Below are 15,039 nucleotides of genomic sequence, written 5' to 3'. Positions count from 1 at the left end.
GCCTCAGATAATCGGGTTGTGAACGGTGACCAGCTTCGAGCCGTCCGGGAAGGTGGCTTCGACCTGGATATCCGGGATCATTTCCGGGACGCCTTCCATCACCTGCTCGCGGGTCAGGACGTGACGACCTTCCTCCATTAGCGAGGCTACGCTTTTGCCGTCGCGGGCGCCTTCCATAATAAAGGCGCTGATCAGGGCCACGGATTCCGGATAGTTGAGCTTCAGGCCGCGGGCCAGGCGGCGTTCCGCCACCAGCGCGGCGGTAAACAGCAACAGCTTGTCTTTTTCTCGGGGGGTCAGTTCCATAACGTTCTCTTAAGTCAGCCAGATTCGGGGGAGTACGGGGGACTTGCCGGTGAGATGAGGACGCAGAAACTGCCAGACGTCGCGCATCACCTGCTGGCAAATCAGATTATCGTCGCTGAGGAAGCGCACCGTCAGCAGGCGGTCGGTCAGGCTGGCGCCGGCGTAGAGGCCGAGCGGCGCCAGCGCGTCGCGCACCCCGTCGAGCAGGGCATCGGTTGCCGGATAGCACAGCAGCGTGCCGACCCAGGGACGTCCAGCGATGCTGGAGAGCTCTCCCTCCTGCAGGTGCAGGCGCTCGACCAGCAGCGGCTCATCGTCCACCCATACCTCCAGCCGGTTGCTGAGGGTGCCGTGGCTGAAGGTTTCGCCGATCACCGGGCGGCCAAGGCAGAGCAGATCCCAGGCCAGCAGGGTGCTGGAGGCACACAGGTGAAAGGCGGTGGACAGCCGGGCGTTCGCCCCGGGAAAGAAGATGGCATCCTGCGGGAGCCACTCCAGGGTCGCCTGCGGGGCGAGGGTCAACTGCTGGCGCAAAAGCGCTTGCGCGCCGCTGCTGCGGTAAAACTTGCTGGCGCCAGGCATGGTGATCAGGGTATGGCAGCCGGGATCAAGGTGGGCGCTAATCGTCAGTTCATCACCGCCGACGATGCCGCCGGGGGGGTGAAGCAGATAGAGGTGACAGGTCTCTTCTTCCGGGTAAAACGGGCGCTGGACGGTCAGCGGGCCGACGTGTTGGGCGCTGGCGAGAACGGTCTTGCCGCCGGCCTGCTGAAAGCGCAGATCCAGCGTGGCCTGCCAGCCTTTTTTGAGTGGTGGTAACACGGTGCCGTGCAATGTTGCGCCCCTGCAAAATCAAGATAAAACAGCAGCAATGAGTATTGATCGGCGGGAGATTATCCCGGTCATACGAAACGCTTATGTCATCTGTTACCCGCAGCGTCGCATTGGGCGCAAGGGGAAAGCGGCATAACCGCTCCGGATTATTCACCCGGATAATCATTGCCGTCAATATCCTGATCCGCTGCCTGGCCGCGGCGGAAAAGGCGCCAGCGGGGGGGACGCCGCGCCGCTGGTCGCTGGCGTGATTTTTGCTGTGGGTCACCGCTAACGCATTGTTACAAAAGAGGGATGTGGTGAAGATCGCCAATCATGACGACGTAAGGCGAAAAGGCGGGTGAGACAGGTAAATAGAAGGGGGGATCCCTCCGGCTGGCGGGGCCGGGAGGGGAGATTACTTCTCTTCTGGCGTTTTTTTCTTCTTCACACGCGTCCAGATTTTGCTCTCCTGGCGGCGCCACAGACGCTGAATGTTGTCGTGATGGCGCAGGAGGATCAGGCAGGAGAGCATCGACACCGGGAAGGTGTACTGCGGTTTAAACCACCAGACGTAGAACGGAGCGATCAGCGCGCTGACGATAGCGCCAAGGGAAGAGTAACCGCTGAGCAGGATGGTCAGCAGCCAGGTCCCGGCCATCACGCCGGTCAGGTCGAGGCCGATGGGGGCGATAGCGCCGAAGGCCGTGGCGACGCCTTTACCGCCGCGGAAATGAAAGAAAACTGGCCAGATATGGCCCACGCAGGCGGCAATCGCCACTAAACCCAGCCAGAACGGCGTCAGGCCCAGCGCCCAGGCGCCCCATACCGGCAGCATGCCCTTCAGCACATCAAAAATAAGTACCGCTACGGCCGCCCCTTTTCCGCCAATTCGTAGTACGTTAGTGGCCCCGGGGTTGCCTGAGCCGCTGTCGCGTGGGTCGGGCAGGCCAGCAAGGCGACATACCAGAATGGCGCTGGAAATGGAGCCGCAGAGGTAGGCGAGGAGTACCAGTCCAGGCGCGATTGCACTCATAACGCTGTTCCGTTTTGAAAATGTCGTTGTATTCTCTGCATCTGTGGATAATACGCATAATTCGCCGGAAGTGGTATCCGGTTTAGCTAAAAAGCAGGCAGGGCGTGATGGATATTGTATTTATAGAGCAACTTTCGGTAATCACCACCATTGGTGTTTATGACTGGGAACAAACCATTGAGCAGAAGCTGGTGTTCGATATCGAAATTGCATGGGATAACCGCAAGGCGGCCGCCAGCGATGATGTCAGCGATTGCCTCAGCTATGCTGATATCAGCGAGCGCGTCATCGCGCATGTTGAGGGGGGAAAATTCGCGTTAGTGGAGCGTGTGGCGGAAGAGGTGGCCGACCTGCTGCTGGAGACATTCCAGTCGCCATGGGTGCGCATTAAAGTCAGCAAACCTGGCGCCGTGGCTCGCGCGGCAAACGTCGGGGTGATTATTGAACGTGGCCTTAATCTGAAACAAAACTTTTCAGGTCATACTTGTTAAACAAATTGCGTTTATACCGGTCATAGCATCCGGTCATCAGGCAATTTTACTGGCGATCTTCTACCAGAACGGCAGGCGAATCCTTGTGTACGCCGTGTATGCTGCGGATTGCGCGCCCTCTGGCAGTCGGGTTGTGCCTGTTGAACGATACCGTGTTCCTGGTTTTTTTCATTTTACTTTTTTAAAGGGTTTAATTGGATGAGCGATATACACTCGCTGCTGGTGGCGGCAATATTGGGTGTGGTTGAGGGGTTGACAGAGTTTTTACCTGTTTCCAGTACCGGTCATATGATTATTGTTGGTCACCTGCTGGGGTTTGAAGGTGATACGGCAAATACCTTTGAAGTGGTTATTCAGCTAGGCTCGATACTCGCCGTGGTGGTCATGTTCTGGCGTCGCCTGTTCGGCCTGATCGGCATCCATTTCGGCAGGCCGCCGGAGCACGAAGGTAAAGGCAGCGGTCGCTTGTCGCTTATCCATATCCTTCTCGGCATGATCCCCGCGGTGGTGATGGGGCTTATTTTCCACGACACCATTAAATCTTTGTTTAACCCGGTAAACGTGATGTACGCCCTGATTGTCGGCGGTGTGCTGTTAATTGCGGCGGAAGTGCTGAAGCCGAAACAGCCGCGCGCGGTCGGGATTGACGATATGACCTATCGTCAGGCGTTCGTTATCGGCTGCTTCCAGTGCCTGGCGCTGTGGCCGGGCTTCTCCCGCTCAGGGGCGACCATCTCCGGCGGCATGCTGATGGGCGTCAGCCGCTACGCGGCGTCGGAATTCTCATTCCTGCTGGCGGTACCGATGATGATGGGCGCCACGGTGCTGGACGTCTACAAGAGCATCGGCTTCCTCAACATGGGCGATGTCCCGATGTTCGCCGTCGGCTTCGTGATGGCGTTTATCGTGGCGCTGATTGCGATTAAAACCTTCCTGCAGCTGATCAAACGGATCTCGTTCATTCCGTTCGCTATCTACCGCTTTATCGTCGCGGCAGCGGTTTACGTGGTCTTCTTCTAAGGCCTGCGCCCTCAGCCTTGCGGCTGGGGGCAACGCTGTTCCTTCCACTGCGCCACCGCCGCAATTCTCCGCCGCGTCAGCTCCTCGCGAATTTCCGCCCCTTTAAACCCCGCCGCCACCACCTCTTTGGTGGAGACCGACCGCGCCACTTCCCAGGCCTCTAATAGCAGGCGCCCCTGCGGATAATCGCTAGCCTCGAAACCGGTGCGCCCGCGAACGTCGGCTTCGCTGGTGAGGGCGATCTGCTGCACGCGCTGCGGTTTACGCCAGGCGTCAATGCTGTCGAAGAGTTTGACGAGGGTTTTCGGCTGCAGGATCGGTAGGGTGTGGATCAGATCATGATACTCTGCCACCAGTTTCGCGAGATCGCGGATATCGTTCGGCACCCGCAGACGCGCGCAGAGCTGCTCCACCAGCTTGACTCCCGCCGGGCCATGGCCGTGGTGACGCGGCCAGAGCGCTTTCGGCGTCAGCCCTTTGCCGAGGTCATGGCATAGGGTGGCGAAGCGCACATCGACGTCCGGCGACAGCATCGCGGCCATCGTGACGGTCATCAGGGTGTGCAGGCCGGTGTCGATTTCCGGGTGCCATTTGGCCGGGGCCGGCACGCCGTACAGGGCGTCAATCTCCGGGAACAGCACCTTGAGGGCCTGGCAGTCGCGCAGCGTCTGAAAAAAGACCTGCGGGTTGCGGGTGGTCAACGCGCTTTCCGTCTCTTTCCACACCCGCTCCGGCGTTAAATGGGCCAGTTCGCCGGCCTCAACCATGGCGGCCATCAGGGTCTGGGTCTCTTCGGCAATGCGAAAACCGAGATGGGCATAGCGGGCGGCAAAGCGCGCCACGCGCAGCACGCGCAGCGGATCTTCGCTAAAGGCGGGGGAGACATGGCGCAGCAGACGCTGGCGGAGATCGTTTTGTCCGCCGTAGGGGTCGATAATTGCGCCGTCGGCGTCCTGGGCGAGGGCGTTGACCGTCAGGTCACGGCGCAGCAGATCCGCTTCGAGGGTGACGTCCGGGGCGGCATAGCAGGTAAAACCGGTATAGCCTGCGCCGGATTTGCGCTCGGTGCGGGCCAGGGCATACTCTTCCCGGCTTTGCGGATGAAGGAACACGGGAAAGTCGCGGCCTACCTGCTGATAGCCCGCGTCAAGCATCTGTTGCGGGGTGGCGCCCACCACCACCCAGTCTCGGTCTTTGACCGGCAGTCCTAACAGCGCGTCGCGCACCGCACCGCCGACCAGATAACTCTTCACGCCTGATTCTCCCGTATCTGTTTTTTGCAAGATGATACGTAAGTCTGGCAGAGAAGACGAATTAGTTCATCCACCGGTCTTTACGTTTGCGGCTTGGCACCAGATGCGGCAGCACCAGACCCAGCAGCAGACCGACGCCCAACACGCCGCCGCCGTACATAAACCACTGCATGATAATGGTGCGCTGTTTGTCATCAAGCTGCAGATTCGCCGCATTCACCTTCTTCTGCGCGACAACCAGCTCATTTTTCAACTTTTGGTTCTCGTCTTTCAGCGCGTTGATCACGCTGTCGCTGCCGGCGACTTTCTTCTGCATATCCGCCGTGCGCTGGTTCCAGGTGGCGTCGATATTATTCAGCTTATCGGTCAGCGTTTTGACCTGGTTTTCCAGATCCGGGACGCGGGTGCGCAGGCTGGGCTCGTTGCTCAGCTCTTTCAGCGGGATCCAGGCAGTACGCCCATTGGCGTCGCGGATCTGCGCGTAACTGGTGCTGTCGTTGGTTTGCAGCACCGCCACTTCTTCCCCGGCGTTGATGGTGCCGACCAGACGATAATTATCGCCCGGGCCGCTGCGAACCCAGGTGTTCAGCTCATCGGAAACGTAGCGCTTTTCTTCTGCGTGAACCGCCGTGGCGGCGCTAAGCGCGAGCAAAGTAAAAGTAATCAGGCGTAATTTTGGCATCAGGTCATCGTTTGGTCATAAAAAGTGGAACGATAGTAGAGGCATCGCCAGAGCGACGCAAAGTTTTCCGCCACAATCGGAATCATCCAGGAGGTGGCCCGGCAAAAAGCGCGTTGCATGGCGATTCGCCGCAAAATACTATCTACTGACAAAAAATATCGTCGTAAGTTCGCCGCAATTTGTCGGCGCAGCACAGAAGCGGAAGAATTCAGTCATGGCTCAAGAAATCGAACTTAAGTTTATCGTCGCTCAGGATGGGGTAGAGACGCTGCGCGAGCAGCTCAATGCGCTCGAGGCGAAACATACGCCCGCGGGCCAGTTGCTGAACATTTATTACGAAACCGCCGATAACTGGCTGCGTCGTCACGACATGGGGCTGCGCATCCGCGGCGATCAGGGGCGTTATGAAATGACGCTGAAAATCGCCGGTCGGGTGGTGGGCGGCCTGCACCAGCGCCCGGAATACAATATTCCCCTGGATAAACCGGAGCTGGCGCTTGAGCGCCTGCCGGCGGAGGTTTGGCCGCAAGGGGAACTTCCGACCGCGCTGGCGGAGCATGTCCAGCCGCTGTTCAGCACCGATTTTGCCCGTGAACGCTGGGTGATCCAGGAAGGAAAGAGTGAGATTGAGATTGCCCTCGATCGTGGCGAAGTGAAGGCGGGCGAGCATCAGGAGCCGATCTGCGAGCTGGAGCTGGAGTTGCTCGCCGGGGAGACCGCCGATCTGCTGCGCTTCGCGCAGCGTTTGCTGGAGAGCGGCGTCCTGCGTCAGGGGAGCCTGAGCAAAGCCGCGCGCGGGTATCATCTGGCGCAAGGCAACAATGAGCGCCCGGTGGCCCGGCTGGCGGTGCTGCCGGTGGCGGCGAAGGCCAGCGTGGAGCAGGGGCTGGAGGCGGCGCTGGAGAGCGCCCTGGCGCACTGGCTGTATCACGATGAGGTCTGGCTGCGCGGCAACGCGAAAGCTAAAGCGGAAATCCTGCTGGCGTTGGCCCGCGTGCGCCATGCCCTCGTGCTGTTCGGCGGCATCGTGCCGCGGAAGGCGACCACCCACCTCCGCGCCTTGCTGAACGACGCCGAAGCCGCGCTGCTGGCCGCGGACACCGCCGAGGAGGCGTTATTCCGCACCGAGGTCGTCGCCGCCAAACTGGCGCTGACCGAATGGCTGGTCCAGCGCGGCTGGCGTCCGTTCCTCAACGAGGCGGGAGAGAAAAAAATAGCCGGATCGTTCAAACGGTTTGCCGATATTAACCTCTCGCGGGTGGCGGCCGAGCTGCGCAGCGCCGTGCAGCATCTGGCGGTTGAAGATGCCGCCGACCAGTTGCCGAAGCTGTCCCGCGATATCGACAGCGTCCAGCTGCTGGCGGGCGCCTATGGCGACGCCGTCGCGCCGTGGCTGGAGAACTGGCAGGAGCTTCAGCGTGCGATAGAGCATGACGACCGCAGCGTCTTTGAATATTTCCGTCGCCAGGCGCTGGCTGCCGAGCCGTTCTGGCTGCATAGTGGAAAACGATAATTACAGGCCAGGGAGCCCCTATGATGCCGCTTTCTTCGCAGTTACAGCAGCACTGGCAGACGGTCGCTGACCGCCTGCCAGCGGATTTTCCCGTCGCCGAACTGAGCCCGCAGGCCCGGTCGGTGATGGCGTTCAGTGATTTTGTCGAACAGAGTGTGATCGCCCAGCCAGGCTGGCTGAACGAGCTTGCGGACTCCTCGCCGGAGGCGGAAGAGTGGCGGCATTACGAGACCTGGCTGCAGGATCGCCTGCAAGCGGTGGCTGACGAAGCGGGGTTGATGCGAGAGCTGCGTCTTTTCCGCCGCCAGATGATGGTCCGCATTGCCTGGGCGCAGGCGCTGTCGCTGGTAAGCGAAGAAGAGACGCTGCAGCAGCTGAGTGTCCTGGCAGAGACCCTGATTGTCGCCGCTCGCGACTGGCTGTATGCCGCCTGCTGTAAGGAGTGGGGAACGCCCTGCAACGCCGAGGGTCAGCCGCAGCCGCTGCTGATCCTCGGGATGGGAAAGCTGGGCGGCGGCGAGCTGAACTTCTCTTCCGATATCGATCTGATTTTTGCCTGGCCTGAGCATGGCGCCACCCGCGGCGGCCGCCGCGAGCTGGATAACGCCCAGTTCTTTACCCGCCTGGGGCAGCGGCTGATCAAGGCGCTCGACCAGCCGACGCAGGACGGCTTTGTCTATCGGGTGGACATGCGCCTGCGACCCTTTGGCGACAGCGGGCCGCTGGTGCTCAGCTTTGCGGCGCTGGAGGATTATTACCAGGAGCAGGGCCGGGACTGGGAACGCTACGCGATGGTGAAAGCGCGGATCATGGGCGATAACGACGACGCCTACGCCAGCGAGCTGCGCGCGATGCTTCGCCCCTTCGTCTTCCGCCGCTATATCGACTTCAGCGTGATCCAGTCGCTGCGTAACATGAAAGGGATGATCGCTCGCGAAGTGCGGCGTCGCGGGCTGAAAGACAACATCAAGCTCGGCGCCGGCGGGATCCGTGAAATTGAGTTTATCGTGCAGGTCTTTCAGCTGATCCGCGGCGGTCGCGAACCTGCGCTGCAGCAGCGGGCGCTGCTGCCGACGCTGGCGGCGATTGATGAGCTGCATCTGCTGCCGGAAGGCGACGCGGCGCTGCTGCGCGCGGCCTATCTGTTCCTGCGCCGGCTGGAAAATTTGTTGCAGAGCATCAACGATGAGCAGACTCAGACTCTGCCGCAGGATGAACTGAACCGCGCCAGGCTGGCGTGGGGGATGCATACTGACGACTGGGAGACGCTGAGCGCGCAGCTGGCGAGCCATATGGCCAGCGTGCGGCGGGTGTTTAATGAGCTGATCGGCGATGATGAGGCTCAATCGCCGGATGAGCAGCTCGCTGAGTACTGGCGCGAACTGTGGCAGGATGCGCTGGAAGAAGATGACGCCAGCCCGGCGCTGGCGCATTTAAACGACGCCGACCGCCGCAGCGTGCTGGCGCTGATTGCCGATTTCCGCAAAGAGCTGGATCGGCGCACCATCGGCCCGCGCGGCCGCCAGGTGCTGGATCAACTGATGCCGCATCTGCTGAGCGAAATCTGCTCGCGCGCCGATGCGCCGCTGCCTCTGGCGCGGATCACGCCGCTGTTGACTGGGATCGTCACTCGCACCACCTATCTTGAGCTGCTGAGCGAATTCCCCGGCGCGCTGAAGCACCTGATTACGCTCTGCGCCGCGTCGCCGATGGTCGCCAGCCAGCTGGCGCGCCACCCGCTGCTGCTTGATGAGCTACTGGATCCCAACACCCTCTATCAGCCGACGGCGACCGATGCCTATCGCGATGAGCTGCGTCAGTATCTGCTGCGGGTGCCGGAAGAGGATGAAGAGCAGCAGCTGGAGGCATTGCGCCAGTTCAAGCAGGCGCAGCAGCTGCATATCGCCGCGGCGGATATCGCTGGCACGCTACCGGTGATGAAGGTTAGCGATCACTTAACCTGGCTTGCCGAAGCCATCCTCGACGCGGTGGTGCAGCAGGCATGGGGACAGATGGTGGCCCGCTACGGCCAGCCGACCCATCTGCACGATCGCCAGGGGCGCGGCTTCGCCGTCGTCGGCTACGGCAAGCTCGGCGGCTGGGAGCTGGGCTACAGTTCCGATCTCGACCTGGTGTTCCTCCATGACTGCCCGCCGGAGGTGATGACCGACGGCGAGCGGGAGATCGACGGCCGTCAGTTCTACCTGCGGCTGGCTCAGCGGATCATGCATCTGTTCAGCACCCGCACTTCGTCCGGTATTCTCTACGAAGTTGACGCCCGGCTGCGCCCTTCCGGCGCGGCGGGGATGCTGGTCACCACCGCCGACGCGTTTGCCGACTATCAGCAGAACGAAGCCTGGACATGGGAGCATCAGGCGCTGGTGCGCGCTCGCGTGGTCTATGGCGACCCGGCGCTGCAGGCGCGATTTGACGCCATTCGGCGCGATATTCTGACCACCGTGCGGGATGGCGCGACCCTGCAGACCGAGGTTCGCGAGATGCGCGAGAAGATGCGCGCCCACCTTGGCAACAAACATGCCGATCGTTTTGATATCAAAGCCGATGCCGGTGGGATCACGGATATTGAATTTATTACCCAGTATCTGGTCCTACGCTATGCCAGCGACAAGCCAAAGCTGACCCGCTGGTCTGATAACGTGCGTATTCTCGAGCTGCTGGCGCAGAACGACATCATGGACGAGGAGGAAGCGCGAGCTTTAACGCACGCGTACACCACCTTGCGTGATGCGCTCCATCACCTGGCCCTGCAGGAGCTGCCGGGACACGTGGCGCCGGAGGCATTCAGCCGGGAGCGTGAGCAGGTCAGCGCCAGCTGGCAGAAGTGGCTGATGGCTTAACTATAAAATCGGGTGTGCTATTATCGCGCGCAAAGTTTGCGTCTCGCAGGAGAGAGTCATGAAAGTAACGCTGCCGGAGTTTGAACGTGCAGGAGTGTTGGTGGTGGGTGATGTGATGCTGGACCGCTACTGGTACGGCCCCACCAGTCGTATTTCCCCGGAAGCCCCGGTGCCGGTGGTGAAGGTGGAAAATATCGAAGAACGTCCTGGCGGCGCGGCAAACGTAGCGATGAACATCGCCTCCCTGGGGGCGACGTCGCGCCTGGTGGGATTGACCGGGATTGATGACGCCGCTCGCGCGCTGAGCCAGGCGCTGGCCAACGTCAATGTGAAGTGCGACTTCGTCTCCGTCCCGACTCACCCGACCATCACCAAGCTGCGGGTGCTGTCGCGCAACCAGCAGCTGATCCGCCTCGACTTTGAAGAGGGCTTCTCCGGCGTTGATCCGCAGCCGATGCACGAGCGCATTCAGCAGGCGCTGGGCGCCATTGGCGCGCTGGTTCTCTCGGATTACGCCAAAGGGGCGCTGACCAGCGTCCAGACGATGATCAAGCTCGCCCGTGAAGCAGGCGTGCCGGTACTGATCGATCCGAAAGGCACCGATTTCGAACGCTATCGCGGCGCGACGCTGCTCACCCCGAACCTCTCTGAGTTTGAAGCGGTGGTGGGCAAGTGCCAGGATGAAGCGGAGATCGTTGAGCGCGGCATGAAGCTTATCGCCGAATTCGAACTGTCAGCGCTGCTGGTGACGCGCTCAGAGCAGGGGATGACGCTGCTGCAGCCGGGGCGTCCGCCGCTGCATATGCCGACCCAGGCTCAGGAAGTGTACGATGTCACCGGCGCCGGCGACACGGTGATTGGCGTGCTGGCGGCGACCCTCGCCTCCGGCAACACCCTTGAAGAGGCCTGCTATTTCGCCAACGCCGCGGCGGGCGTGGTGGTCGGTAAGCTGGGAACCTCCACCGTTTCTCCTGTCGAACTGGAAAATGCGGTTCGCGGCCGGGCTGAGACCGGCTTCGGCGTGATGAGCGAAGCGGAACTCAAACAGGCGGTAGCGGCCGCGCGTAAGCGCGGCGAGAAAGTGGTGATGACCAACGGCGTCTTCGACATTCTGCATGCCGGTCATGTTTCCTATCTGGCGAATGCGCGCAAGCTGGGCGACCGTCTGATCGTGGCGGTCAACAGCGATGCCTCCACCAAACGTCTGAAAGGCGAAACCCGCCCGGTGAACCCGCTGGAACAGCGGATGATCGTGCTGGGGGCGCTGGAGGCGGTCGACTGGGTGGTCTCCTTCGAAGAAGATACACCGCAGCGCCTGATTGCCGGGATCCTGCCGGATCTGCTGGTGAAAGGCGGCGACTACAAACCGGAGCAGATCGCCGGCAGTGAAGAGGTCTGGGCGAACGGTGGCGAAGTGCTGGTGCTCAACTTTGAAGATGGTTGCTCAACCACCAACATTATTAAGAAAATACAAAAAGATAGCGAAAAATAACCGTTTCGCTATTCCCCCGCCATAACGGTGCGGCATCACGGCCTGCGATAGCGATATCGCGGGCCGTTTTTATTTAATGATGTGGAAAATGATTTGGCGCAATAAATAATCATATTAAGCGCATTTTTCGTACAAATGGCGTTAAGGTAAGCGTAAATACTGAAGTGAGTAAAAGGCATATGACTGATCAGAACATCCACCGCTGAAGGAGTATGCGCATGAACCATAACGACATGTATTCAATGAAGAATTTTGATTTTTTGGCACGGAGTTTCGCCAGAATGCACGCCCAGGGCCAGCCAGTTGATCTTCAGGCCATTGTCGGCAATATGGATGAAGAACATCGTGAATGGTTTTGCCAGCGCTATGAACTGTACTGTCGTCAGGTGAACAGCCCGGCGGAAGCCGCACACTAAGCCAACGCAAACGGGCCCCTGAGGGCCCGTTTTTTTTACTGCTGCTCTTCGCTGCCAGGCGTCGTCGCCGGGCGGTTTTCGAGGTCATTCAGGCGCTGTTCCAGCAGCGCCAGTTTTTCGCGGGTCCGCAGCAGAACCTGAGTCTGCACGTCAAACTCTTCGCGGCTGACCAGGTCCAGACGGGTCAGCTGCGACTGCAGCGCCTGGCGGATTTTCTTTTCAACATCCTCACCCAGATCGCGAAGTCCTTTTGGCATCGACTCATGGACCTGGCGGGCGATTTGTTCAATTTTTTTCGGGTCAATCATGGTGGTTTCCTGCTCGGGTCGGATGATTGATCATTGTAGTGCGAACCAGGCCGCCTATAAACCAGAAATGTTTGAAGCTTATGCATTGCCGAGGATAGTCAATAGCGTTATAGTTATCTCGCTTATTCTCAGGGCGGGGCGAAATTCCCCACCGGCGGTAAATCAACCACGGCGTTGAAAGCCCGCGAGCGCTTCCCGTGACTACGGGAAGGTCAGCAGATCCGGTGTAATTCCGGGGCCGACGGTTAAAGTCCGGATGGGAGAGAGTAACGGCACAGTCGGGCCCAGGCCCGCTCGCGTTGACTTTTGCCGCTAAACCGGCGCTCCTAAGACTGCCCTGATTCTGGTAACCATAATTTTAATGAGGTTTTTTTACCATGAATCAGACGCTCCTTTCTTCTTTTGGTACCGCTTTTGAACGTGTGGAACACGCTTTGGACGCTCTGCGCGAAGGCCGCGGCGTGATGGTGCTTGACGATGAAGACCGTGAAAACGAAGGCGATATGATCTTCGCCGCCGAAACCATGACCGTAGAGCAGATGGCGCTGACCATTCGTCACGGCAGCGGCATTGTGTGCCTGTGCCTGACCGAAGATCGCCGCAAACAGCTGGATCTGCCGATGATGGTGGAGAACAACACCAGCGCCTACGGCACCGGCTTTACCGTCACCATCGAAGCGGCGGAAGGCGTGACCACCGGCGTTTCCGCTGCTGACCGCGTGACCACCGTCCGCGCGGCGATTGCCGACGGCGCGAAACCTTCCGATCTCAACCGTCCTGGCCACGTTTTCCCGCTGCGGGCGCAGCCGGGAGGCGTACTGACCCGCGGCGGCCACACCGAAGCCACTATTGACCTCGTGACCCTCGCTGGCTTCAAACCGGCAGGCGTGCTGTGCGAGCTGACCAATGACGATGGCACCATGGCGCGCGCGCCGGAGTGCATCGCGTTCGCTCAGCAGCACAATATGGCTGTGGTCACGATTGAAGATCTGGTGGCCTATCGTCGCGAACATGAGCGTAAAGCCAGCTAATCAGCGGCTGACAACGCCAGTGAAAACAGCCCGCTTATTAGTGGGCTGTTTTGTTTCTGTGCCTTAACCGATGCCCATCGTCTGGAGCACCACCAGACTCAGCCCCATCACCGACATCCCGCACAGGACGCCATAGCTCGGGTTGCTTTGCGGATCGATCTCTTTCGCCAGCGGCATCAGTTCATCGACCGACAGCGCCACCATAATCCCGGCGACGGCGGCCATGATCGCGCCCATGACCATCGGCGAGACCAGGCTACCCAGAATCAGCCACGCCAGCACGCCGCCTAAAATCTCCGCCATGCCGGAAAGACCGGCCCAGAGCACCGCCTTACTGCGCGATCCGGTGGCGGCATATACCGGCCCGGCAACGGCCAGTCCTTCAGGAATATTGTGCAGGGCGACGGCAAGCGCCACTCCCATGCCAAGCTCGAGGTTGTTGCTGGCCGTGACATAGGTGGCGATCCCTTCCGGAAAGTTATGCAGGCTGATACCCAACGTCAGCAGAATGGCGGTGCGGCGTAAATTGCGCGGGCGCGGCGCGGCGGGGGTCATCAAATCCTGCGGGTGGGCATGCGGCAGCAGGCGATCGAGACCAAAGTAGCCCAGCAGGCCGAAAACAAACATTCCGTAGCCGAGCAGCGGCGACATGTCCTCGGCGGCCAGCGCGGCAGGCAGCATTTCCATCAACGAAATCAACAGCATGATCCCGGCGGCAAAGCCGAGGGAGAAGCCCAGCAGGCGGTTAGAAGGTTTCTGGCCAATCACGCCGAAAATGGCGCCTATAAAGGTTGCGCTACCGGCTAACAGCGTCAATATTAAGGGTGATGACATCGCTTCTCTCCCTGCGAAAATAAGTGCATAGGAGTATATTGCCTGAGGATGCGCGTACGGGACAGCTCCCTTTACCGCGAATTACATTCAAATTTTCTGACGATCATCATCATGGTTATCTGAGTTTATCCTGGCGCAAAAGCGCGTAATGTGAGCACATCACATTGACACCCTAAGGATATCATCATGTCCCGTACCCGAATGCCCGCGTTGTTTCTCGGCCATGGCAGCCCAATGAACGTGCTGGAAGACAACCGCTATACCCGCGCCTGGGCTCACCTGGGCGAAACCCTGCCGCGTCCGAAAGCGATCGTGGTGGTCTCTGCGCACTGGTTCACGCGCGGTACGGGCGTGACGGCGATGGAGGCCCCGAAGACCATTCACGACTTTGGCGGTTTCCCGCAGGCGCTGTATGACACCCATTACCCGGCGCCGGGCTCCCCGGCGCTGGCGCAACGGCTGGTGGAGCTGCTCTCGCCGGTGCCGGTCACTCTCGATAAAGAAGCCTGGGGATTTGACCATGGCTCGTGGGGCGTGCTGATCAAGATGTATCCGCAGGCGGATATCCCGATGGTTCAGCTGAGCATCGACAGCACCAAACCGCCGGCCTGGCATCTCGAAATGGGGCGAAAGCTGGCCTCGCTGCGTGATGAAGGGATTATGCTGGTGGCCAGCGGCAACGTGGTGCACAACCTGCGTACCGCCCGCTGGCATGGCGAGAACACGCCGTATCCGTGGGCGGAGTCCTTCAACAACTACGTGAAGGCGAATCTGCAGTGGCAGGGCCCGGACGATCAGCACCCGCTGGTTAACTACCTGGCACACGAAGGGGGCTCGCTCTCCAACCCCACGGCGGAGCATTTCCTGCCGCTGTTATACGTGCTGGGGGCATGGGATGGCGTTGAGGCGATTTCGACCCCGGTCGATGGCATCGAGATGGGTTCGCTGAGTATGCTGTCGGTGGTGGTTGGCGCCTGATAAAAATT

Annotated in this window: 16 protein-coding genes, 2 pseudogenes and 1 riboswitch; of the genes and pseudogenes, 9 read left to right on the top strand and 9 right to left on the bottom strand. The window is 60.2% G+C overall.

Annotated elements, in window-relative coordinates; genetic code table 11:
- Window positions 1–3: 3 nt before the first annotated feature.
- Together GQR96_RS21360 and GQR96_RS21355 are read right to left on the bottom strand one after the other, a co-directional pair.
- Window positions 4–306 (bottom strand): urease subunit gamma, encoded by a 303-nt coding sequence (locus GQR96_RS21360; protein WP_002916871.1) that lies wholly within the window; start codon window positions 304–306, stop codon window positions 4–6.
- A gap of 9 nt (window positions 307–315) precedes the next feature.
- A complete protein-coding gene (locus GQR96_RS21355) occupies window positions 316–1,140 on the bottom strand; it encodes an urease accessory protein UreD (protein ID WP_065903964.1) in 825 nt (274 codons plus the stop codon).
- On the opposite strand from GQR96_RS21355, the gene GQR96_RS21350 reads away from it, so the two are divergent.
- On the top strand, window positions 1,130–1,276 hold the full coding sequence (locus GQR96_RS21350; RefSeq protein WP_032447021.1) for a hypothetical protein: 147 nt from the start codon (window positions 1,130–1,132) through the stop codon (window positions 1,274–1,276). The genes GQR96_RS21355 and GQR96_RS21350 overlap by 11 nt on opposite strands.
- A 10-nt stretch (window positions 1,277–1,286) precedes the next feature.
- Here the strand turns inward: GQR96_RS21350 and GQR96_RS21345 are convergent.
- A pseudogene (locus tag GQR96_RS21345) lies at window positions 1,287–1,388 on the bottom strand (hypothetical protein); the annotation flags it as partial.
- 149 nt (window positions 1,389–1,537) lie between these two features.
- Window positions 1,538–2,155 carry a glycerol-3-phosphate 1-O-acyltransferase PlsY gene (plsY, locus tag GQR96_RS21340; protein ID WP_004205257.1) on the bottom strand — a complete coding sequence of 206 codons (618 nt, stop codon included), beginning with the start codon at window positions 2,153–2,155 and terminating at the stop codon, window positions 1,538–1,540.
- A 107-nt stretch (window positions 2,156–2,262) separates the two neighbouring features.
- Between plsY and folB the strand changes: the two genes are divergently transcribed.
- Both folB and bacA read left to right on the top strand, forming a co-directional pair.
- Complete coding sequence (gene folB, locus GQR96_RS21335) at window positions 2,263–2,646, top strand: bifunctional dihydroneopterin aldolase/7,8-dihydroneopterin epimerase (protein WP_004150923.1); 384 nt, start codon at window positions 2,263–2,265, stop codon at window positions 2,644–2,646.
- A gap of 198 nt (window positions 2,647–2,844) precedes the next feature.
- Window positions 2,845–3,666 (top strand): undecaprenyl-diphosphate phosphatase, encoded by an 822-nt coding sequence (gene bacA / locus GQR96_RS21330; RefSeq protein ID WP_004205255.1) that lies wholly within the window; start codon window positions 2,845–2,847, stop codon window positions 3,664–3,666.
- A gap of 11 nt (window positions 3,667–3,677) precedes the next feature.
- On the opposite strand, the gene GQR96_RS21325 is transcribed toward bacA, so the two are convergent.
- Window positions 3,678–4,919 carry a multifunctional CCA addition/repair protein gene (locus GQR96_RS21325; RefSeq protein WP_017899740.1) on the bottom strand — a complete coding sequence of 414 codons (1,242 nt, stop codon included), beginning with the start codon at window positions 4,917–4,919 and terminating at the stop codon, window positions 3,678–3,680.
- 61 nt (window positions 4,920–4,980) lie between these two features.
- On the bottom strand, window positions 4,981–5,601 hold the full coding sequence (locus GQR96_RS21320) for a TIGR04211 family SH3 domain-containing protein (protein WP_004205252.1): 621 nt from the start codon (window positions 5,599–5,601) through the stop codon (window positions 4,981–4,983).
- A gap of 214 nt (window positions 5,602–5,815) precedes the next feature.
- On the opposite strand from GQR96_RS21320, the gene GQR96_RS21315 reads away from it, so the two are divergent.
- Genes GQR96_RS21315 through hldE form a run of 3 tightly spaced genes read left to right on the top strand, consistent with a single transcriptional unit; the run spans window position 5,816 to window position 11,464 of the window.
- Window positions 5,816–7,114, top strand: coding sequence for a CYTH domain-containing protein (locus tag GQR96_RS21315; protein ID WP_032456631.1), 1,299 nt, complete (start codon window positions 5,816–5,818; stop codon window positions 7,112–7,114).
- 20 nt (window positions 7,115–7,134) lie between these two features.
- Window positions 7,135–9,972: a bifunctional [glutamate--ammonia ligase]-adenylyl-L-tyrosine phosphorylase/[glutamate--ammonia-ligase] adenylyltransferase gene (gene glnE / locus GQR96_RS21310; RefSeq protein WP_004205250.1), complete on the top strand. Its 2,838-nt coding sequence runs from the start codon at window positions 7,135–7,137 to the stop codon at window positions 9,970–9,972.
- 58 nt (window positions 9,973–10,030) lie between these two features.
- Window positions 10,031–11,464 carry a bifunctional D-glycero-beta-D-manno-heptose-7-phosphate kinase/D-glycero-beta-D-manno-heptose 1-phosphate adenylyltransferase HldE gene (hldE, locus tag GQR96_RS21305; RefSeq protein ID WP_017899743.1) on the top strand — a complete coding sequence of 478 codons (1,434 nt, stop codon included), beginning with the start codon at window positions 10,031–10,033 and terminating at the stop codon, window positions 11,462–11,464.
- An 80-nt stretch (window positions 11,465–11,544) separates the two neighbouring features.
- Here hldE and GQR96_RS21300 read toward each other — a convergent pair.
- Window positions 11,545–11,691 (bottom strand): annotated as a pseudogene (locus tag GQR96_RS21300) (hypothetical protein); the annotation flags it as partial.
- On the opposite strand from GQR96_RS21300, the gene glgS reads away from it, so the two are divergent.
- Window positions 11,683–11,880 (top strand): cell surface composition regulator GlgS, encoded by a 198-nt coding sequence (gene glgS, locus GQR96_RS21295; RefSeq protein WP_004205248.1) that lies wholly within the window; start codon window positions 11,683–11,685, stop codon window positions 11,878–11,880. The pseudogene GQR96_RS21300 and the gene glgS sit on opposite strands and share 9 nt — an antisense overlap.
- A 35-nt stretch (window positions 11,881–11,915) precedes the next feature.
- Here glgS and GQR96_RS21290 read toward each other — a convergent pair whose 3' ends face one another.
- Window positions 11,916–12,188 carry a ubiquinone biosynthesis accessory factor UbiK gene (locus GQR96_RS21290; RefSeq protein WP_004174355.1) on the bottom strand — a complete coding sequence of 91 codons (273 nt, stop codon included), beginning with the start codon at window positions 12,186–12,188 and terminating at the stop codon, window positions 11,916–11,918.
- A 120-nt stretch (window positions 12,189–12,308) separates the two neighbouring features.
- A riboswitch (FMN riboswitch) is annotated at window positions 12,309–12,460 on the top strand.
- Window positions 12,461–12,565: 105 nt separating this feature from the next.
- On the opposite strand from GQR96_RS21290, the gene ribB reads away from it, so the two are divergent.
- A complete protein-coding gene (ribB, locus tag GQR96_RS21285; protein WP_017899745.1) occupies window positions 12,566–13,219 on the top strand; it encodes a 3,4-dihydroxy-2-butanone-4-phosphate synthase in 654 nt (217 codons plus the stop codon).
- 63 nt (window positions 13,220–13,282) lie between these two features.
- Here the strand turns inward: ribB and zupT are convergent, their stop codons facing one another.
- Window positions 13,283–14,053, bottom strand: a complete 771-nt coding sequence (zupT, locus tag GQR96_RS21280) for a zinc transporter ZupT (protein ID WP_017899746.1) — start codon at window positions 14,051–14,053, stop codon at window positions 13,283–13,285.
- A 186-nt stretch (window positions 14,054–14,239) separates the two neighbouring features.
- Here zupT and ygiD point away from each other — a divergent pair, with 186 nt between their 5' ends.
- Window positions 14,240–15,031 carry a 4,5-DOPA-extradiol-dioxygenase gene (gene ygiD / locus GQR96_RS21275; RefSeq protein ID WP_004205244.1) on the top strand — a complete coding sequence of 264 codons (792 nt, stop codon included), beginning with the start codon at window positions 14,240–14,242 and terminating at the stop codon, window positions 15,029–15,031.
- The last annotated feature ends 8 nt before the right edge of the window (window positions 15,032–15,039 follow it).

The sequence above is a fragment of the Klebsiella sp. PCX genome (assembly GCF_021869705.1).
GTDB classification, from domain to species: Bacteria; Pseudomonadota; Gammaproteobacteria; order Enterobacterales; family Enterobacteriaceae; genus Klebsiella; species Klebsiella quasipneumoniae.
This window is presented reverse-complemented; position numbering and strand designations above follow the sequence as displayed.